The following is a 20,107-nucleotide window of genomic DNA, read 5'->3' on the forward strand; positions in this document are numbered from 1 at the left end:
TAAATGGGGTCGAAACCATTTCGTGACAAGTCTGCAACAGATGATTCCCCGACCCGAATGGCGGCAGCCGGAGGCACGCGATGAATGTCACCCGAATTGAGATCACCGACCCAAGGTTCGACCCGGACGCCGCCCGTCACCAGGCGCATGTCTCGTTCGACATGCAGTCCGCATCCGACGCCGGGCCGGTGCTCGTGCACTTCCTGTGCCACTCGCCCCGCCGCGCCGATGACCCCGCCAGCCTTGTCACCGAGGATTTGATCGCGGACGCCCTGCGTCAGGCCCGCCGGATGCCCGGCTTTCGCCGCGGCGAACGCCGGATCGTGCTGCGACTGTCGGCCTGAGGCCGCGCCGGACCGGCCCAATCGAGTGCCGCGAGCCTTGACAGCCGCCCGCGTGCCGCCGAAACACCGATCAGCAAACCGGAGGCTCCCGATGACCGACAACCGCCTGATCGTCGCGCTCGATCTGCCCAATGCGCTCGACGGGCTGGCGATGGCCCAGCAGATCGGCGATGCCTGCCAGTTCTACAAGATCGGACTGGGGATGCTGACGGGCGGCGGGCTGGCGCTGGCGCGCGAGCTGATCGACGAGATGGACAAGCGCATCTTCCTCGACCTCAAGCTGTTCGACATCAGCGCCACGATCGAGGCGGCGGTGCGCGGGCTGGCGGGTTATGGGCTGGATTTCCTGACCGTCCACGGCGACCCCCACGTGGTGCGCGCCGCGGGCGAAGGCAAGGGCGGGTCGGACCTGAAAATCCTTGCCGTCACCATCCTGACCTCGCTCGACCGTGCCGATCTGGATACCATGCTGATCCGCCCCGGCGATCTCGCCGACCTGACCACCGAACGCGCCCGCCGGGCGCTGGCGGCAGGCGCCGATGGCGTCATCGCCTCGCCGCACGAAGCCGCCACCATCCGTGCGCTGCCCGAGGCACAAGGCAAGCTCATCGTCACCCCCGGCGTGCGCCCCGAAGGCGCCGACAAGGGCGACCAGAAGCGCATCGCCACCCCGGGCGCCGCGATCCGCGCCGGGGCCGATCACATCGTGGTCGGCCGCCCGATCACCCGCGCGCCCGCGCCGCGCAGCGCAACGCAGGCGATCCTCGCGGACCTGCCCTGATTGCTGTCCCGCCAAAACAGCGCGCGGCGCCCCTGCGCCGCGACCCTCAATCCTCGTTGATGTCGCGTTCGAAGGTCTTGAACTGCCCCTTGCGCACGCCGAACACCTGCCTGAGCGCCACCCAGGCGATGACCGAAATCACCGCGAACACCACCAGCGCCCAGGCCAGCGTGAACACCACGCCGAAGGCCAGCACGATGCCCAGCGCCACGGCCCCGATGGCGAAGCCCAGAAAGATGAAGCCCGAGGTGAACACCTCGAGAATCGCAAGCCCCAGCCCGAAGGCCAGCCAGGCCCACCAGATCTCCCAGATCATTTCGCCCGGCCCTTGAGCAGCGTGAAGGCATCGGCGAAGGCATCGACCGCGTGGGCCGGCAGGATCACCGTCTGCTTGCCCTCGCCCGCACCGACCTTGGCCAGCGCCTCGACCTGTTTCAGCGCCACCTGGTATTGCGCCGCCTCAAGCCCGTTCTCGGCGATCGCCATCGCCACCACCTGGGTGGCGTAGGCCTCGGCATCGGCCTGGATGCGTCGCGCCTTGGCGCTCTGTTCGGCGGCATATAGCTCGGCGTCGGCGTTCAGTTCGACCGCGCGCTTTTCGCCCTCGGCTCGTGTCACCTGCGCCCGGCGCTCGCGCTCGGCGTTGAGCTGCTGCAGCATCGCGTCGCGGGTCGCCTGGTCGAGGTTCACATCCAGCAATTCGGCCCGCGTGACCTCGATCCCCCAGGCATCCACCGCCTCTTCGACGCTTTCCTTGATCTGGGCCATCAGCGCCGAGCGGTTGGACTGCACCTCGTCCAGGTCCATCTTGCCGATCTCGGCGCGCACGATCCCGGCCACCGTGGTGGCGATGGCCGCGTCCACGTCGCGGATGCGATAGACGGTCTTTTCCGGCTCGAGAATGCGGTAGAACACCGAGGTGTCGATCTGCACCAGCACGTTGTCGCGGGTGATCGCGTCCTGGCTGGCGTTGGGCAGTTGGCGTTCGAGAATCGACACCTTGTGGCGCACCCGGTCGAGGAACGGGATGATGAAGTTGATCCCCGGGCCAAGCACCGCCTGCAGACGGCCGAAACGCTCGACCACGTATTTCTCGCTCTGCGGCACGATCCGCACGCCCAGAAAGACCGAGATGATAAGGAACGCCGCCAGCAACAGCAGCACGATGTTCGAGCCGAGAAACTCGCTCAGAAAGTCCTGGGAATTCACCAAAGTCTCCATGCAAGGGATACTGAAATCGGCGTCACTATGACCGCTTGCGCCAGGTGCGGCAAGCGCCACCTCGCCCCTGTCACAACGCCCCCGGCGCCTCTATACTCGCCGCATGCCCGCCCTGTGCCGCTCCTGTCTGGCCACGTTCGACGCTGGCGCCCGCTGCCCCGCCTGCCGCAGCCCGCGCATCGTCGCGCACCCGGAGCTCTTTGATCTGACCATCGCGCACATGGATTGCGACGCCTTCTATGCCTCGGTCGAGAAACGCGACGACCCCACGCTCGCCACCCGGCCGGTGATTGTCGGCGGCGGGCGGCGCGGCGTGGTGTCGACCGCGTGCTATGTCGCGCGCATTCGCGGCGTGCATTCGGCGATGCCGATGTTCCAGGCGCTCAAGCTCTGCCCCGACGCGGTGGTGATCGCCCCAAGGGGTGCGCATTACGCCGCCGTCTCGAAACAGATCCGCGCGCTGATGGACGACCTCACGCCCTCGGTCGAACCGCTGTCGTTGGACGAGGCGTTTCTCGACATGACCGGCACCGCGCGGCTGCACGGGCGCCCGCCCGCGGTGATGCTGGCGGGGCTGCTCAAGCGGATGGAGGACGAGCTTGGCCTCACGGGTTCGATAGGGCTGAGCCATAACAAGTTCCTCGCCAAGGTCGCCTCCGACCTCGACAAGCCGCGCGGCTTTTCGGTGATCGGCAAGGCCGAGACGGCGGAGTTCCTTCGTGACAAGCCGGTCGGGCTGATCTGGGGCGTCGGGGCCGCGATGCGGGCCAGCCTCGAGCGCGCGGGCATCCGCACCTTCACCGACCTTCTGCGTTGGGACAAGACCGACCTGACCGCCCGGTTCGGCGCGATGGGCGAGCGGCTTTGGCATCTCGCGCGCGGCGAGGATCACCGCCGCGTCTCGGCGCATCACCCGGTCAAGTCGATCTCCAACGAGACCACGTTTTTCGAGGATACCGCCGATCCCGACCTGCTCGACGGCCATCTGTGGCGACTGTCGGAAAAGGTTTCGGATCGGGCCAAGGCAAAGGGCATCGCTGGGCGGATCGTGACCCTGAAACTGAAACGCGCCGATTTTCGCAGCCTGACCCGACGCATCAGCCTGCCCGACACCACGCAATCGGCCGACCGTATCTACCGCACCGCGCGCGCGCTGTTCGACCGGGCGGCGGGCGAAGGGCCATTCCGGCTGATCGGGGTCGGGCTGTCGGACCTCACAAGCGACGCAGGCGCCGACCTCTCGGCGGACCTGCTCGACCCTGATGCCGCCAAACGCCTCGCCTCCGAGCGCGCCACCGACGCGATCCGCGCCCGCTTCGGCAAGGATGCGATCCTCAAGGGCCGCGCGATGCGTTAGGCCCTATTCCGCCGCCAGCGGCAATTCCCCGGGCCGCGCGATGCCGGCAATCGCCGCGATCACCCCGGACAGCCGCGCGCGCACCGTCTCGAAGTCGGCGCCGGGGCGCACGCGGGCCTCGTCCATGTAGAGGCTGCGGTCGATCTCGATCTGCACCACATGCTGGCGGCGCGACGGACGGCCATAGTTCTGCGCGGTGAAGGCCCCGGCGAACGGCATGTTGCGCGCGACCTTGAAGCCCGCCTCGCGGAACGCTGCCTCGATCCCGTCGACGATCTCGCCCGCCGCCGACGCCCCGAACCTGTCGCCCAGCACGATCTCGGGCTTTTCGACCGTGTTCCGGCACAGGCTGTCGATCGCCTCGCGCGGCATCGAGTGGCAGTCGATCAGCAGCGCCTCGCCGAACAGCGCGTGGCTTTCGTCGATCAGCGCCTGCATCCGCGCATGATAGGGAAACCAGTGCGCATCCAGCCGCGCCAGCGCCTCGGCGTGGCTGATCTTGCCGTTGTAGATCTCGCGCCCACCCGCAACAACGCGCGGGATCACACCCAGCCCCGAAGACACCCGCGGATTATGCCCGCGGCGCGGCAGGCCGCGGATCAGGGCGGGGTCGAGTTCCTCCGCGCCCCGGTTCAGATCGACGAAGGCGCGCGGCGCGCGGGCGGTGATCAGGGGGGCGCCGTGCGCCGGGGCATCGGCGAACAGAAGATCGACGAACGCATCCTCGGACGAGCGGATCGCGGTCGCGTCCAGCACCGTGCGGCGCAGGAACTCCCGACCATAGTCGCGGCCCGAATGCGGCGACGCGAACACCGCGCCGGACGTGCGCCGAACCGGCTCGTGAACCTCGTAGGCGGGGTGCGCCATTGCATGACCTCGTGTCTTCGTTGCGACCACTATAGGGCGGATTCGCCAGCTGCCAAAAGCCCCTTGCATGCCTTCCCGACTCCTTCTATAGACCTGCGAACCGGCGCGGGGGGTCCCGCGTCTGTTTGTTTGGGTTCCGGCCCGGGCAGGCGACTATGGGTGATTAGCTCAGCGGTAGAGCACTTCGTTGACATCGAAGGGGTCACTGGTTCGATCCCAGTATCGCCCACCATTCACCGCCCGGACACGGGCAATATGTTTTCCAGGCGCTCCCGGCGCCGCGACATGAGGAGAAGGGCCATGAAAGTCCGCAACTCGCTCCGTTCGCTGAAGAACCGGCACCGCGACTGTCGCGTCGTGCGCCGCAAGGGCCGCGTCTACGTCATCAACAAGACGCAGCGCCGCTTTAAGGCCCGTCAGGGCTGAGCTTCGGTCAGAACCGGATTTGAAAGGCCGTCGGGGCAACCCGGCGGCCTTTCGGTTTTTGGGGGCGACGGGCCCCGATCAATTCGCCGCCAGCAGCCGCACCATGGTGTCGCGGGTCACATAGCCGGTGACCGGCAGGTCGCGCGAGCGTTGGAACTGGCGGATGGCTTTCCTTGCCTGATCGTCGAAACTGCCATCGACCCGGCCCACGTTGAAGCCCAGCGTCGCCAGCCGCGTTTCCACCAGCAGCGCCGTCACCGGGTTGCCCGCGACGCCGCGTTCCTCGGCCTTGGCGGCGGCGATTTCGTCGGCACGGTTGGCCTCGTCCTCGATCGCGTCCAGCGCCGCAAGCGCGGCTTCGACGAAGGCGCCGTTCGGATAGCGATTGAGGTATTCGCGATAGGCGGCGGCGGTGTTCTCGGCCCTGACCTTGTCCCAGAACGCACCCTCTTCGGCGGCGCTGTCGGCGCGCTTGGCCTCTTCGATATCGTCAAGTTGGGCGCGCGCCACGTCGGAGAACAGCCCGTCCGGGTAGCGTTCCAGGTAGGCGCGCAGCCCCGCCTCGGTGCCGCCGCGCCCGGTGTCGCGCCAATAGGCCCGGTCGAGCCGTTCCCGCTCGACCCGCCGCGCCTCGGCCTCGGCCTCGAGCTGGGCGGCACGCGCCTCGGCGGCGATATTGAGCGCGGACAGCTGCTCGCGGGTCAGGAACCCGGTCGCCGGATAGCCCTTGGCGCGTTGCCAGGCGGTGATCGCGGCGCGCGAGCCGGGGCCGAAAATGCCGTCGATGCCGCGCGGATCATAACCCAGCAGCGACAGGTTGCGCTGCACGTTGCGGCGTCCGTCGCGGCCTAGATTCAGCGCCTCCTCGGCGGCGCGGCTCTGGGCCGACGCATCGCCCTCGATCGCGGCGATGGCGTCGCGGGCATCCTCGGCATAGCGCCCGCGCGGGTAGCGGTCGAGGTAGCTTTCATAGGCCGCGGCGGTGTCCATGCCGGTGACCACCTGCCAGAACGCCGCCTCGCGGTCCGGGGTGGCGGGCGGATCGGCGGGGGGCTGAACCACCACCACGCCTCCGCCGTCGGCCGGCAGGAACGGCAGCGCGTCCGAGACAAAGCCCGACACGGTGACGCCGCGCGGCGGCCGGCTGAGCGCGCTTGCGGGCGCGGCCCCCGGCACCAGCAGCACCTCCTTGGCCACCCGCACCAGCCCGTCAACCGGCCCGCTGACCAGCGTGACCCCCTGCGGCGCCTCCGGGTCGGCGCCGGGCACCAGCCCCTCGCCCTCGATCTCGTCGCCGGACGGGGCCAGCATCATGATCGCCTGCCCCGGATGTTCGGCCAGCAGGTCGAGGATCGGCCCCATCGGCACGCCCACCGCCCCCACCGACATATCGGAGGGGCGCGTGGCGTGCCGGGTCAGAAGGAAACTGTCGCGCGAGGTCGAGACCATGTGGCCCGACAGCAGCACGAACACCCGGTCCGCCCGGCGCGCGTCGCGGCGGAAATCGTCTACCGCCTCCCACACGTCCTCGGCGGCCTGGTCGAGCGAGGACGTGACCCGAAAGCCTGCATCCTCAAGCGCCTGGGCCAGCGTCGCGGCCTGCGCCGCTCCGGCCACATCCGGCAGCCGGCGATAGTCGCTTCCGACCACGATCAGCGCCGCATCTTCGGCCGATGCCATCTGCGGCACCAGGAGGATCACCCCCAGCGCCACGCTTTTCAGAACGTCGCGCATGGGTATCCTCCTCGCGTTCGTCAGTCGTAGCTGCGTGTATCGTCTATTACCTTACCGTCATTCGGCAAGCTACCGGGAGACACGATCTCGATACGACCCTTCATCTTGAGGGTTTCGGCGACACTCCGCCCATAATCCTCGGCCTTGCCGCCCTCGGTCTCAACCTGAACGGTCATCACGTCGCTTTCGCCCTCGCGGCTGGCGATCACCCGGGCGCGCAGGATCTCGGCGTGTTTGGCGACGAAATCGGCGACCTGTTCGGGCCGCACGAACATGCCCTTGATCTTGGCGGTCTGGTCGGCGCGGCCCATCCAGCCCTTGATGCGCATGTTGGTGCGCCCGCAGGGGCTGACCCCCTCCATCACCGCCGACATGTCGCCGGTGGCAAACCGGATCAGCGGATAGTCGGGGTTGAGCGTCGTCACCACGATTTCGCCAACCTCGCCCGGCGCCACAGGGTCGCCGGTGCCGGGGCGCACGATCTCGACGATCACCCCCTCGTCGACCACCAGCCCCTCCAGCGCCGGGGTCTCGTAGGCGACGTTGCCCAGATCGGCGGTGGCGTAGTTCTGATAGCAGGCGATGCCGCGATCGGCGTATTCCTGGCGCAGCGACGGAAACAGCGCCCCGCCCCCGACCGTGGCCTTGGTGATCTTCAGCTTGACGCCATCGGCGTCGGCCCGGTCGAGGATGATCTTGAGGAAATCCGGCGTGCCGGCATAGGCGGTGGTGCCGATGTCGGCGGCGGCGCGCACCTGCAGTTCGGTCTGGCCGGTGCCCGCCGGGATCACCGTCGCCCCGACCGCGCGCGCGCCGTTCTCGAAGATCATGCCGGCGGGCGTCAGGTGATAGCCAAAGCAGTTCTGGATGATGTCGCCCTTGCCCACGCCCGCGGCGTGCAGGAACCGCCCGATCCGCCACCAGTCGTGACCGACGCCGCCCGGCTCGTAGATCGGGCCGGGGGACTGGAAGATATGCGCGAACCCGGCGGTCTTAAGCGCGCCGTATCCGCCCAGCGGCGCGGCCTTGGCCTGGGCGCGCACAAGGTCGGACTTGCGCAGGACCGGCAGCGCGGCCAGCGCGCCCGGGCCGGTGACCGCTGCAGGGTCCACATCCGCCAGCGCCGCAGCATAGCCCGCCAGCCCCTTGGCCCGCGCGATCTGGCGCGGCAGCGCCTCGGCCAGCGCCGCGGCGCGTTCATCGGCAGAGCGGGTTTCCAGGACATCATAGTAATCAGACATGGGCACAGCTTTCGTTGACAGCGCGGTTGCGGCAAATAACCGCCCCCGGCGCGCTCTTTGCATACCGGCGTATACCGGGCAGGGTTTTTCCGCTAAGACCGTCCCGAACGACCCCAAAGGACAATGCCAGAGGATCGCCATGACCCGGAATTTTGACGATTGCGTCTCGTTTGACACCGAGCGACAGATCATGGAGGTCGACTTGTCCGGCGTCCGGTTCGAAACCTCGGCGGATGTGAATGCCTTCTACGACATGGTCGAGGCCCGGATCGAGGCGACCGGCGAAGAGCTTTGGTTCTTCCTGGTCAACTATTCCGGTTTCCGCATCGACACCCCGGCCTGGGTGGCGCATTCGCTGCGCGGCAAGGCGGTGAACCTGGCGCATTCGCAAGGCTCCGTGCGCTATGACGTGAGCGAGGAAACCCGCCGCCAGATCGAGCATGACGCCGAGACCGAGGCGTTCAATCCCAACCTTTTCGCCGATCGCGCGGGGGCGCTGGCGCGGATCGCCGAACTGCCCTCGCAGCGGCGCGAGAAGCGGGCGCCGCTGCCGGTCGACATCGACTTTTCCGGGCGCCTGGCGTTCGACGCCGACCGCGAGATCATGGACGTGAATTTCGCCAACCTGACCTTCCGAAACTCGGCCGAGGTCAACCACGTCTACGACCTGATCGAGGCCGAGATCCGCAAGACCGGGCGCAAGTGGTTCTTTCTCGTCAACTACGAGAACAGCCGCATCCACGAAGAGGCCTGGGTCGCCTGGGCGCGGCGCGGCAAGGCGGTGAACATCGCCTGGTCGCTGGGCTCGGTGCGCTACGCGCCCGGTTCGGTGACCGAAAAGACCATACGGATGCGCGCCGAAAGCCAGGCGTTCCGCCCCAACATCCGCAACACCCGTGACGAGGCGCTCGCCCGGATCGACGAGTTGCGCAGGGAGATTGCGTAGCCGCCCCTGGCCCGCATCCCGTGGTGTCCGATGAACGTCGGGCATCAGGCCAGCCAGCGTTTCCGGCGGCGATAGCTGCGCACGTCGCGAAAGCTCTTGCGCCCCTCCTCGGACATGCCGAGATAGAATTCCTTGACGTCCGGGTTTTCCCGCAGATCGGCCGCAGGACCGTCCATCACCACCCGTCCGCTTTCCAGGATATAGCCGTAATGCGCAAAGCGCAGCGCCACGTTGGTGTTCTGTTCGGCCAGAAGGAAGGTATAGCCCTCTTCCTCGTTCAGGCTTTTCACGATCTCGAAGATCTGTTCCACCAGTTGCGGCGCCAGCCCCATTGACGGCTCGTCCAGTAGGATCGTCTCGGGCCGGCTCATCAGCGCGCGCCCGATCGCCACCATCTGCTGTTCGCCGCCCGAGGTATAGCCCGCCTGGCTCTTGCGGCGTTCCTTGAGGCGGGGGAAATAGTCGTAGACCATGTTCAGATCGGCGTCGATGTCGCCCCGGCTGGCGCGGCGGGTATAGGCACCGGTCATCAGGTTTTCCTCGACCGTCAGGTGCTCGAAACAGTGGCGGCCTTCCATCACCTGGATGGCGCCCTTTTGCACCAGGTCCGAAGGCGACAGCCCCTGCACCTTTTCGCCGCGATAGAGGATCGACCCCTTGGTGACCTCGCCGCGCTCGGAATGCAGCAGGTTGGAGATTGCCTTGAGTGTCGTGGTCTTGCCCGCGCCGTTGCCGCCCAGAAGCGCGGTGATGCCGCCCTTGGGCACGTTCAGGCTGACGCCCTTCAACACCAGGATCACGTGATTGTAGATCACCTCGATGTTGTTGACCTCGAGCAGGGCCTCGGTCTCGGTCTGTCCGGCGTCCAGCATGGCGCGTCTTTCCTGTCGCGTCCCGGGCCTGTCCCGGGGATTTTGTGTTCGGTGCGGCGCGGCGGGCTGGCCGCCGCGCCCGGTGTTGGTCAGCGCGCGCCCCTCGTCAGGGCGCGCGCCGGTCGATCAGTTGCAGCGCTCTTCGATGCCGTTTTCGGCGGCATAGGCGGCGCTGTCTTCCATGATCAGCTCGTTGATGACTTCACGATCGGACTGGATGTAGTCGGTGATCGCCACCCATTTCTGGGCGCTCGCATCCCACTGCTGGATCAGGCCCATGCCCGGCCCGCCGTGGTTCTCGCAGGTCACGTTCACCTCGGGGCCGAAGTTCGGCATCCCCAGCTCTTCCATCCGCGCCGCGGTCACCTCGAGGGCTTCCATCCCGTCGCGCATCTGGGCCGCGTTGATCGCGGACACGCCGTGGATTTCCTGCGCCTTGCGCACCGCTTCGGCCGCCAGCATCGCCGCATACATGCCGCGGTTATACTGGACCTGTCCCAGCGACTGGCCATCGCCGGCCGCGAGACCCTTGTCGACCACGTAGGTCTGAAGGTCGTCGAAGATCGGGTAATCGGTGCCCGTGCCGGTGAAGTTGGTCGACTTGTAGCCATCGGCCCCGTCACCCGCCGGCAGCACGTCCGGCTCGGCACCCGACCACCACACGCCGATGAAGTGATCCATCGGATAGCGGATGTTGGCGGCTTCCTGGATCGCGACCTGGTTCATCACGCCCCAGCCCCAGAAGAACACGTAGTCGGGCTTTTCACGGCGGATCTGCAACCACTGCGATTTCTGCTCCTGACCGGGGCTGTCGACCGGGATCAGGGTAAGGTTGTAGCCGTGCTTTTCGGCCAGTTCCTCAAGCGTGCGGATCGGCTCCTTGCCGTAGGCCGAGTTGTGATAGAGCAGCGCGATCGACTTGCCCTCGAGGCTGCCGCCTTCCATGTCCAGCGCGTGCTTGACCATGATCGAGGCCGAGTCCCAGTAGTTGCCCGGATAGTTGAAGATCCATTCGAACACCTTGCCGTTCGCCGCCGAGGTGCGGCCATAGCCCATCGTGTGCATCGGAATGCCGTCCGCCGAGACCTTGGGAATCAGCTGATAGGTGATCCCGGTCGACAGCGGTTGATAGATCAGCGCGCCGTCGCCCTTGGTCGCCTCGTAGCATTCCACACCCTTCTCGGTGTTGTAGGCGGTTTCGCATTCCGGCACGCGGGTCAGTTCGCCGCCGATGCCGCCGTCACGCTCGTTGAGCAGCGTGAAGTAATCGGCATAACCGTCCGCGAAGGGCACGCCGCCAGCGGCAAAAGGCCCGGTGCGGTAGCTCAGCGACGGAAACACCAGTTCCGCCATGACCGGGCTTGCCATCGTGATGGCCGCGGCCGTGACCGCTGCGAGTTTCTTCAGTCTCATTTGCTTTCCTCCCTAGATTGCAAATTCTGTGCGTCCCGACGCGGGGCGCGGTTGTCCTGGACCACCCCTAGTGCGGGAAGGGCCAAAGCCTCAGTTTTTCCTTGGCCAGCCGCCAAAGCTGCGCGATGCCGTGCGGCTCGACCACCAGGAACGCGATGATCAGCCCGCCGACGATCACCAGTTCCAGATGCGCCGCCAGGTCGGTCGGCCAGCCCAGCGCGCCGACCAGCACGTTTTTCAACAGAACCGGCAACAGCACCATGAAGGCCGCACCTGCGAAGCTGCCGAAGATCGAGCCAAGCCCGCCGATGATCACCATGAACAGCACCAGGAACGATTTCTGGATGCCGAACGCCTCGCCGACCTCGACCGCGCCGAGATAGACCGAGAAGAACAAGGCCCCCGCGATCCCCACGAAGAACGACGACACCGCGAAGGCCGACAGCTTGGCCAGGAGCGGGTTGACCCCGATGATCTCGGCGGCGATGTCCATGTCGCGGATCGCCATCCACTTGCGGCCCGCCGCCCCGCGCGTCAGGTTGCGCGCGATCCAGGCGACGAAGAAGACGAAGACCAGGCAGAACAGGTATTTCGCCCAGGCCGCCGTTTCAGGCCCGGTGACGATGATACCGAACACCGAGCGTTCCGGCGCGTTGATCTGGCCCGAAGCCGAGTGATTGTAGGCCCAGCCCCACTTGTTGAACAGCCAGACCAGAAAGAACTGCGCCGCCAGCGTCGCCACGGCGAGGTAGAAGCCCTTGATGCGCAGGCTGGGCAGGCCGAACAGCACGCCGACCACGGCGGTGATGCCGCCCGAGACGATCACGGAAAGGAAGATGTTGAGCGGCGGAAACTCGACCCCGAAGATGTCGATGCCGGTCATCAGCTTGTAGCAGGAATAGGCGCCCACCGCCATGAAACCGCCGGTGCCCAGGCTGACCTGGCCGGCGTATCCGGTCAGGATGTTCAGCCCGAGGGCGGCGATGGCATAGATCAGGAACGGCACCAGCACCGCGTTGGCCCAGTAGTCGTTGATGATGAACGGAATGACCAGGAAGGCCACCGCCAGCAGCACGAAATACGCGACCCGGTCGAACTTGAGCGGGAAGGTCTGGCTGTCCTTGCGGTAGGACGTCTTGAAATCGCCGGCTTCGCGATAGATCATCGGGCGCTCTCCCCTGCACCTGTTTCAGTCACTCGGCCGGGCATGGCCCGCGCGAACACACTCGCCATGGTCACACCCTCTCGATGATCTTCTCGCCGAACAGGCCCTGCGGCCGGAACACGAGGAACAAAAGCGCCAGAACGTAGGCGAACCAGTTTTCGGTGGCGCCGCCGACCATCGGGCCGATGAAGAACTCGAACAGCTTCTCGCCCACCCCGATGATCAGCCCGCCGACGATCGCGCCGGGGATCGAGGTGAAGCCGCCCAGCATCAGGACCGGCAGCGCCTTGAGTGCGATCAGCGACAGCGAGAACTGCACGCCCGACTTGGTGCCCCACATGATGCCCGCGACCAGCGCGACGAAGCCCGCAATCGACCAGACCAGCACCCAGATGAAACGCAGGCTGATGCCCACCGACAGCGCCGCCTGGTGGTCGTCGGCCACGGCGCGCAGCGCCCGGCCCTGCTTGGAATACTGGCTGAACAGCGTCAGCGAGATCACCAGGATCGCCGCGACCACGGTGGCCACGATATCGAGCCGGTCGATGAAGAAGCCGTAAAAGCCATCCCCGCCCAGCCAGGCCGTGTTTTCCTCCAGCCAGATCGACCCGCCCTGCGGCAGCCCCACGTCGAGCTTCTTGATGTCGGCGCCCCACATCAGGTCGCCCACGCCTTCCATGAAATAGGCCAGGCCGATGGTCGCCATGAACAGGATGATGTCGGGCTGGTTCACCAGGTGCTTGAGCACAAAGCGTTCCACCGCCCAGGCAAACACCACCATCACCGCCGCGGTCAGCATGATTGCCAGGATGGCCGGAACGGTCCAGCCGAAATGGTGAATCTCGGTGCCGAAGATCGCGTTGATCAGGTGGGAAAAGGGCACCTGCCCTTCCTGGATGCCCACCAGCGTCAGCGCCGCGAACAGCGCCATCACGCCTTGGGCATAGTTGAAGATGCCCGACGCCTTGAAGATGAGCACGAAGCCCAGCGCCACGAGCGAATAGAGCACCCCGGCCATGAGGCCGTTGAGCGTCACTTCCAACGCGTAAAGAAGCTGGTCAGGCATGCGTGCCCCCTGTTGATGTGCGGGTCATGCCCGGGCCGCGAAGGCTGTCGAAATCAGTCATGCGCCACCCCCAGATAAGCGTCGATCACGTCCTGGTTGTTGCGCACCTCGTCGGGCGTGCCGTCGCCGATCTTCTTGCCGTAATCCATCACCACCACCCGGTCGGACAGGTCCATGACCACGCCCATGTCATGCTCGATCAGCGCGATGGTGGTGCCGAACTCGTCGTTCACGTCGAGGATGAAGCGGCTCATGTCCTCTTTCTCCTCGACGTTCATCCCCGCCATCGGCTCGTCGAGCAGCAAGAGCTTCGGCTCGGCGGCCAGCGCGCGGGCCAGTTCGACCCGCTTTTTCAGACCGTAGGGCAGCCGCCCCACCGGGGTCTTGCGGATCGCCTGGATCTCGAGAAAGTCGATCACCTTCTCGACCTGTTCGCGGTGCTGGTTTTCCTCGCGTTCGGCCCGGCCGAACCAGATCGCCTGTTGCAGCATGTTCGACTTCATCATCGTCAGCCGCCCGGTCATGATGTTGTCGAGCACGCTCATCCCGTCGAACAGCGCGATGTTCTGGAAGGTCCGCGCGATGCCCTGCGCGGCCACCTGATAGGGCTTCATCGAGGGGCGTTTCCTGCCATGAAACCAGACCTCGCCCTCCTGCGGGTGATAAAAGCCGGAAATCACGTTCAGCATCGAAGATTTCCCCGCGCCGTTCGGCCCGATGATGGCCCGGATCTCGCCCTCGCGGATGTCGAAGCTGATATCCTTGATCGCCACCACACCGCCGAAACGCAGCGTGATGTTCTTCATCTCCATCACCACCCCGCCGATGGTGCGGCCGTCTTCGGTAACGTAGCTGTCGGTTGTATCGAGGCTCATTGCGCCGCCATCCCCTTCGCGCTTGCCGTGTCCACAACCGCGGCATCGCGGATTTGCAGGGTGGCCTTGATCTTGCCCTTGCGCCCGTCCTCGTAGGTGACTTCGGTTTCGGTGTATTGCTCGGACTTGTCGGAATAGAGCGCGTCGATCAGGTCGGCGAATTTCTGTTCCACGATGTTGCGGCGCACCTTGCGGGTGCGGGTCATCTCGCCGTCGTCGGCGTCCAGTTCCTTGTGCAGGATCAGGAAGCGATGCACCTGGCAGCGCGACAGCATGGTGTCCTCTGCGATCGAGCGGTTGGCCTCCTCGACATGGGCCTGCACCATGTCCAGCACCTTGGGATGCCCGGCAAGCTCCTGGTAGGAGGCATACGAGATGTTGTTGCGCTCGGCCCAGTTGCCGACGGCGCTGAGGTCGATGTTGATCATCGCGGTGCACTTGTCGCGCCCGGCGCCCAGCACCACGGCCTCGAGGATGTTGGGATAGAACTTGAGCTTGTTCTCGACGAACTTGGGCGCGAACATCGAACCGTCGGCCATCTTGCTCACGTCCTTGGCCCGGTCGATGATGCGCAGATGCCCGGTCTCGGGTTCGATGAACCCGGCGTCGCCCGTCGCCACCCAGCCCTCGGCATCCTTGGTCGAGGCGGTGCTTTCGGGGTTCTTGAAATACTCCACGAACACGCCGGGCGAGCGGTAGAACACCTCGCCCTTGTCGTCGATCCGGATCTCGACGCCGGGGCTGGGCACGCCGACGGTATCGGCACGCACTTCGCCATCGGGTTGCTGGGTGATGAACACCGTCGCCTCGGTCTGGCCGTAGAGCTGTTTCAGGTTGATGCCCAGCGAGCGGTAGAATTCGAAGATCTCCGGCCCGATCGCCTCGCCCGCGGTATAGCCCACGCGCACCCGGCTGAAGCCCAGCGTGTTCTTCAAGGGGCCATAGACCAGCAGATCGCCCAGCCTGTATTTCAGCCGGTCCCAGCCGCTCACCGGCTTGCCGTCGAGGATCGCGGGGCCGACCTTGCGGGCATGTTCCATGAAGTAGTCGAACATGCGTTTCTTGACGCGTCCGGCATCTTCCATGCGGATCATCACGTTGGTCAACTGGCCTTCGAACACCCGCGGCGGGGCAAAGAAATAGGTCGGGCCGATCTCGCGCAGATCGGTCATCATGGTATCGGCGCTCTCGGGGCAGTTCACGCAGAACCCGGTCCAGTAGGCCTGCCCGATGGAAAAGATGAAATCCCCCACCCAGGCCATCGGCAGATAGGCCAGCACATCCTCGCCCGCGCTGAGGTTGTCGAATTCCGACGAGTTCTTCGCGCTCTCGATGATGTTGCGGTTCGACAGGATCACGCCCTTGGGCTTGCCGGTGGTGCCCGAGGTATAGAGCATCACGCAGGTCGTGTCGTAGTTCAGCTCGGCGATACGCGCGTTCAGTTCCGGCTCCAGCCGCTGATGCGCGACGCGGCCTTCCTCCTGGATGTCGTGATACCAGTTCAGATGCGCGTGGTCGTATTTGCGCATGCCGCGCTTGTCGTAATAGATCACGTGCTCGATGTGCTTGATGGTTTCCTGCGCGTCGATCACCTTGTCGACCTGCTCCTGGTCGCCGCAGATGACAAAGCGCGCGCCGCAATGGTCCAGCACGAAGGCCATCTCTTCAGTCACCGAATCCTGATAGAGCGGCACCGGGATCGCACCGCACATCTGGGCTGCGACGATGGCCCAGTAATGCGCCGGGCGGTTGCGCCCGATCACCGCGACGGTATCGCCCCTCTCGATCCCCAGCGCCAGCAGGCCCAGCGCCAGGTGCGTGATTTCCTCGGACGTCTCGGCCCAGGTCCAGGACTGCCAGATGCCGAATTCCTTTTCGCGGTATGCGGGTCGCGTGCCGTGCAGCTTCACATTCCGGGCCAGCAGCGCCGGAATGGAGTCAAACGCGCCGGCCGCGGTTTGATCCTGAACCAAGTTTTATCCTCCCTGCACCGGCGTCCGCGGCATCTTCGGCCGTTTTTCGATTCCCCGGTGTGCCTACCGTGACAGGGTGCCTTTGTTTCGGTCAAAGGTTTCCTCAGTTTTTCCAGAATCTAACGAAATGTTACCAGCGTCCCGCCCGCGTCACCCTGGGTCTTTCCGCGCGCGCGCCTTGGTGCTAGCGAAGGAAGGAACGGAGGCTGCACGTGACGCCGGACCACACCGACATTGCCGACTTCACCCAGGCCGGGTTGAACCTGATCGCACAGGCGCTGTCGATCTATGACCGCGACCTGCGGCTGGTGGTGTCGAACCGGATGTTCAAGGAGATGTTCGGCTTTCCCGACTGGATGGTGACGCCGGGCACGCATTTCGAGGATACCGTGCGCTATCTGGTGACGCACGGCGAATACGGCGATGTCGCCGACCCCGAGGGCTTCATCCGCGACCGTGTCGAACAGGCCCGCACCTTCGAGCCGCATTACCTCGAGCGGTCGCGCGCCAATGGCCGCATCATCTCGGTCGAGGGCAGCCCGCTGCCGCAGGGCGGCTGGGTCGCGGTCTATACCGACATCACCTCGATCAAGCGGCAGGAGGATCTGCTGCGCGCCCGCTCCGAGGAATTGTCCGACCAGCTTCTGGCCCATGCCGAGGAACTGGCCCGCACCAACCGCGCGCTGGCCTCGGCCAACGCCAACCTCGAAGAGACCAAGCGCCAGCTGACCGAGGCCGAGGCCCGCATCCGCCTGACCGCCGAGATGATGCCGGCCCATATCGCCCGCATCGGGCTGGACGGGCGCTATACCTATTCCAACCTGCGGCTTGCGACCGTGCTGCCGGGGCGGCCCTCGAACGTGATCGGGCTTGGCGTGCGCGAGGCACTGGGCGACGAGGCGTTCGGACTGATCCGCCCCAGCCTCGAGCGCGCCTTTCGCGGCGAGGCCAATGTCACCGAGTTCAACCACGAAGGCACCGGCAAGCGCATCCGCGCCGCCTTTACCCCCGATATCGCGGGGAATGGCAAGGTGCGCGGTACCTACGTGCTGTCGATGGACATCACCGAAGAGGCACAGGCCCGCGCCGCCGTGATGCAGACCCGCAAACGCGAGCTTGCGGCGCAACTGACCTCGGGGCTGGCGCATGACTTCGCCAACCTGCTGACCATCATCCTGGGCCTGCAATCGCGGCTCGACAACATGGCGCTGCCCGCACCTGCGGGCGAACTTGCCCGCGCCACCATCGGCGCGGCGCGGCGTGGCGGCGCGCTTCTGGACCGGATCGCCTCGATCTCGGGCGGGCGCGACATGCGGCTCGAACCGGTCGAGGTGGCCGGGCTGATCGCCGACACCGAGGCGCTGGCCGGCCCGACCCTGCCCGAGACCATCCACCTTTCGACCCGGGTTACGGGTGTCGGCACGCCGGTGCTGCTGGACGCGGGCTCGGTGCAGGATGCGCTGCTCAACCTGATCCTGAACGCCAAGGACGCCATCGGATCAGCGCCGGGCGAGATCACCCTGACCGTGCGCACCGCGGGCGAGACCTGGCTGGATTTCACCGTCTCGGACACCGGGCCGGGGTTCGACGACAACGCGCTCGAACATGCGCTGGACCCGTTCTTCACCACCAAGGGCGGCGAGGGTTCCGGGCTGGGCCTCGCGATGGTTTATGACCATGCCAAGATGGCCGGCGGCAAGGTGAGGCTGGGCAACGGCGACAACGGCGCCATCGTGACCATGCGCCTGCCGCTGCGCCGCGCCGACAAGCCCGCGCCGCCGCCGCGCCTGGTGCTCCTGGTCGAGGACGAGGACACCATCCGCGAATCCGTGCGCGGCATGCTGACCGACCTTGGCCACCAGGTGATCGAGGCCACCTCGGCCGAAGAGGCCGCCGACCTGGCCCGGATCGACGGCATCGGGCTGGTGCTGTCGGACATCATGCTCGAGGGTGCCGAAACCGGCGACGCGCTGGTGGCCCGGCTGCGCGCGTCGGGCCTGACCGCGCCGATGTGCCTGATGTCGTCCTTGCCGCGGACCGATCCCAAGCGCGCGGGCGCACCCGTGCCGGTCCTGTCCAAACCCTTCGACGCCGCCGAGCTTGCCGCCTTTCTCGCCACTTTCCTCACCCATGAGGTGCCCGCATGAGCCAGCCGATCGTCGCCATCCTCGATGACGAACCCGAGATCCGCCGGATGCTGACCGACGCGCTGAGCGACGCGGGTTTTCGCACCTACGGGTTCGCGCGCGCGACCGAGTTCGAGGCGGCGCTGAAGTCGATGTCGCCCGATGTCTGCCTGGTCGACCTTGGCCTGCCCGACCGCGACGGGCTGACGCTGGTGCACCGGCTGGCGCTGGAATCCGGCGCCTCGATCATCATCATCTCGGGCCGCGCCCAGGTGCAGGACCGGGTGACGGGGCTGGAACTCGGCGCCGACGACTACATCATCAAGCCGTTCGAACCGGCCGAGGTCGTGGCCCGTGTCCGCGCCCGCCTGCGCCAGCCCCGCGCCACCGGCACGGCCTCGAACACCGCGCATTTCGCCGGCTGGACGGCGCATTTCGACCGCTACCTGCTCGAGGACGAGGCCGGCGGGGAGACCGCCTTTTCCCATGCCGAGGGCGAGGTGCTGCGGCTGTTCCTCGAAGCCCCCAAACGCCTGATCTCGCGCGCCCAGATGCAGGAGACGCTGGGCGGCGCCGCCGGTGAAAGCTTCGACCGCGCGATGGACGTGCGCATCTCGCGCCTGCGCACCAAACTGCGCGAAGACCCGAAAAACCCGCGCCTGATCAAGACGATCTATGGTGCGGGGTATATTTTCCTGGGCGATGTAAGGTGGGGGTGAGGGGGTAGGGGCGGTGATGTCAGCGCGCCATCACTTGCATTACTTATAGTTGATTTGCCCGTAGATCGTTTCGCGGTGGAATCTCAAGAACTCGGGATGCGGACGATGTCGTGGATTTTCCGGCAGCAGCAATCGTTGACCCGGCACGATTAACCGCGCCGCAGTTTCCGGCGGCACCTTGTTGTGGGAAACGAGGATACTCAAATCCTCCGCCACCGAGACAAGCCCCCGGTCAAACATCCAGTGCAGCGTGCCGGATAGAGCTAGCCCATTCTGGATGAGATCCGGTCCACCATGAGCGACCGGACGGATATGCGCCGCTTGGACTTCTGGGCGCCCACCCCCGTTTCTGAGATCCAGGCCGGAGATCGCACAGCGCGAGCCATAGGCAGCCTTGACCTGTCGTTGAAAGGACGGATCACGATATTTCCGACTTGCCAATACGTCAGTGCGGGAGAAGTTGAGGTCAATTGCGTCGAATGGGGTCTGTTCGTCGGAGAACTTGTTGGCAGCACTTGCAACGTCTTCAGGTGATCGCGGCAGCGCATCGGGCCCATCAATCTCGGTGAGGCCATACTGAACGATCGCTGCGAACTCTGTATCGGTCAGACGCCGCACGGCCGAAACGGCCGCACCACCTGAAATCGGTCTTCCGTCCAAACCGCGCAGCGAAGTCTCATAGGCCTGACCCGACGGACTCGCCCGTGGGACGATCGTCTCAAACGACCACGCTGATTGGCGATCAAGGATTGCGTAGTAGTGATCAGACCGCTTGGGATCAGGCTCCACGCGCTCCACTTTCTGAACGCCAGTGTAGCCGAATAGTCCTCTGCGCCCTTCGTAGAATACCACCCAATCGCCAATCGTTTCACGAACCATACCCAGATAACGCCTTGGGAAGTGGTAAGCTTCACCCGGGCGATCATCGTATATCGAGTCAGGATTCTGGATGAATACGGCTTTGGACATGGCGTATTGTTA

At 65.8% G+C, this 20,107-nt stretch carries 19 protein-coding genes and 1 tRNA gene; 8 read left to right on the forward strand and 12 right to left on the reverse strand.

The features are described 5' to 3' along the window. The first annotated feature begins 80 nt into the window (after positions 1–80). Both FVF75_RS14805 and pyrF read left to right on the forward strand, forming a co-directional pair. Positions 81–344 carry a hypothetical protein gene (locus tag FVF75_RS14805; RefSeq protein WP_148379393.1) on the forward strand — a complete coding sequence of 88 codons (264 nt, stop codon included), beginning with the start codon at positions 81–83 and terminating at the stop codon, positions 342–344. Positions 345–435: 91 nt separating this feature from the next. Continuing rightward, on the forward strand, positions 436–1,125 hold the full coding sequence (pyrF, locus tag FVF75_RS14810; RefSeq protein WP_148379395.1) for an orotidine-5'-phosphate decarboxylase: 690 nt from the start codon (positions 436–438) through the stop codon (positions 1,123–1,125). 46 nt (positions 1,126–1,171) lie between these two features. Here the strand turns inward: pyrF and FVF75_RS14815 are convergent, their stop codons facing one another. Next, on the reverse strand, positions 1,172–1,441 hold the full coding sequence (locus FVF75_RS14815) for an NfeD family protein (protein WP_148379397.1): 270 nt from the start codon (positions 1,439–1,441) through the stop codon (positions 1,172–1,174). Continuing rightward, positions 1,438–2,334: an SPFH domain-containing protein gene (locus tag FVF75_RS14820; RefSeq protein WP_246138104.1), complete on the reverse strand. Its 897-nt coding sequence runs from the start codon at positions 2,332–2,334 to the stop codon at positions 1,438–1,440. Before FVF75_RS14820 ends, FVF75_RS14815 begins: the two co-directional genes overlap by 4 nt. Before the next feature lie 115 nt (positions 2,335–2,449). Between FVF75_RS14820 and FVF75_RS14825 the strand changes: the two genes are divergently transcribed. Then, positions 2,450–3,703, forward strand: a complete 1,254-nt coding sequence (locus tag FVF75_RS14825) for a DNA polymerase IV (RefSeq protein WP_148379401.1) — start codon at positions 2,450–2,452, stop codon at positions 3,701–3,703. 3 nt (positions 3,704–3,706) lie between these two features. On the opposite strand, the gene FVF75_RS14830 is transcribed toward FVF75_RS14825, so the two are convergent. After that, entirely contained in the window at positions 3,707–4,570 is an 864-nt protein-coding gene (locus FVF75_RS14830; protein ID WP_148379403.1) for an N-formylglutamate amidohydrolase, read from the reverse strand. A gap of 157 nt (positions 4,571–4,727) precedes the next feature. On the opposite strand from FVF75_RS14830, the gene FVF75_RS14835 reads away from it, so the two are divergent. After that, positions 4,728–4,802, forward strand: a tRNA-Val gene (locus FVF75_RS14835). Positions 4,803–4,870: 68 nt separating this feature from the next. Next, entirely contained in the window at positions 4,871–4,996 is a 126-nt protein-coding gene (gene ykgO, locus FVF75_RS14840; protein WP_005850168.1) for a type B 50S ribosomal protein L36, read from the forward strand. Between the two features lie 78 nt (positions 4,997–5,074). Here ykgO and FVF75_RS14845 read toward each other — a convergent pair whose 3' ends face one another. Further along, positions 5,075–6,730, reverse strand: a complete 1,656-nt coding sequence (locus FVF75_RS14845) for a peptidoglycan-binding domain-containing protein (RefSeq protein ID WP_148379407.1) — start codon at positions 6,728–6,730, stop codon at positions 5,075–5,077. 20 nt (positions 6,731–6,750) lie between these two features. Then, positions 6,751–7,971, reverse strand: a complete 1,221-nt coding sequence (locus FVF75_RS14850) for a phenylacetate--CoA ligase family protein (protein ID WP_148379409.1) — start codon at positions 7,969–7,971, stop codon at positions 6,751–6,753. Positions 7,972–8,110: 139 nt separating this feature from the next. Between FVF75_RS14850 and FVF75_RS14855 the strand changes: the two genes are divergently transcribed. After that, a complete protein-coding gene (locus FVF75_RS14855; protein WP_148379411.1) occupies positions 8,111–8,917 on the forward strand; it encodes a hypothetical protein in 807 nt (268 codons plus the stop codon). A gap of 44 nt (positions 8,918–8,961) precedes the next feature. Here the strand turns inward: FVF75_RS14855 and FVF75_RS14860 are convergent, their stop codons facing one another. The 6 genes from FVF75_RS14860 to FVF75_RS14885 all read right to left on the reverse strand — a co-directional run bounded on the left by FVF75_RS14860 (position 8,962) and on the right by FVF75_RS14885 (position 16,281). Beyond that, complete coding sequence (locus FVF75_RS14860) at positions 8,962–9,789, reverse strand: ABC transporter ATP-binding protein (RefSeq protein ID WP_148379413.1); 828 nt, start codon at positions 9,787–9,789, stop codon at positions 8,962–8,964. A 126-nt stretch (positions 9,790–9,915) separates the two neighbouring features. Further along, positions 9,916–11,202 (reverse strand): ABC transporter substrate-binding protein, encoded by a 1,287-nt coding sequence (locus tag FVF75_RS14865; protein ID WP_148379415.1) that lies wholly within the window; start codon positions 11,200–11,202, stop codon positions 9,916–9,918. A 67-nt stretch (positions 11,203–11,269) separates the two neighbouring features. After that, the gene (locus FVF75_RS14870; protein ID WP_148379417.1) at positions 11,270–12,367 is read right to left on the reverse strand and encodes a branched-chain amino acid ABC transporter permease; all 1,098 of its coding nucleotides are present in this window, start codon (positions 12,365–12,367) and stop codon (positions 11,270–11,272) included. 70 nt (positions 12,368–12,437) lie between these two features. Next, the gene (locus tag FVF75_RS14875) at positions 12,438–13,433 is read right to left on the reverse strand and encodes a branched-chain amino acid ABC transporter permease (protein ID WP_148379419.1); all 996 of its coding nucleotides are present in this window, start codon (positions 13,431–13,433) and stop codon (positions 12,438–12,440) included. A 53-nt stretch (positions 13,434–13,486) separates the two neighbouring features. Beyond that, complete coding sequence (locus FVF75_RS14880; RefSeq protein WP_148379421.1) at positions 13,487–14,308, reverse strand: ABC transporter ATP-binding protein; 822 nt, start codon at positions 14,306–14,308, stop codon at positions 13,487–13,489. Then, complete coding sequence (locus FVF75_RS14885) at positions 14,305–16,281, reverse strand: AMP-binding protein (RefSeq protein WP_148379423.1); 1,977 nt, start codon at positions 16,279–16,281, stop codon at positions 14,305–14,307. The genes FVF75_RS14880 and FVF75_RS14885 overlap by 4 nt, the downstream gene beginning before the upstream one ends. Before the next feature lie 212 nt (positions 16,282–16,493). Between FVF75_RS14885 and FVF75_RS14890 the strand changes: the two genes are divergently transcribed. Next, the gene (locus FVF75_RS14890) at positions 16,494–18,428 is read left to right on the forward strand and encodes a PAS-domain containing protein (RefSeq protein WP_246138105.1); all 1,935 of its coding nucleotides are present in this window, start codon (positions 16,494–16,496) and stop codon (positions 18,426–18,428) included. Beyond that, positions 18,425–19,126 (forward strand): response regulator transcription factor, encoded by a 702-nt coding sequence (locus FVF75_RS14895; RefSeq protein ID WP_148379426.1) that lies wholly within the window; start codon positions 18,425–18,427, stop codon positions 19,124–19,126. The genes FVF75_RS14890 and FVF75_RS14895 overlap by 4 nt, the downstream gene beginning before the upstream one ends. A 39-nt stretch (positions 19,127–19,165) precedes the next feature. Here FVF75_RS14895 and FVF75_RS14900 read toward each other — a convergent pair whose 3' ends face one another. Beyond that, positions 19,166–20,095, reverse strand: a complete 930-nt coding sequence (locus tag FVF75_RS14900) for an HNH endonuclease (protein WP_148379427.1) — start codon at positions 20,093–20,095, stop codon at positions 19,166–19,168. Positions 20,096–20,107: the final 12 nt, after the last annotated feature.

The sequence above is a fragment of the Maritimibacter fusiformis genome (assembly GCF_008086115.1).
Lineage (GTDB): Bacteria > Pseudomonadota > Alphaproteobacteria > Rhodobacterales > Rhodobacteraceae > Muriiphilus > Muriiphilus fusiformis.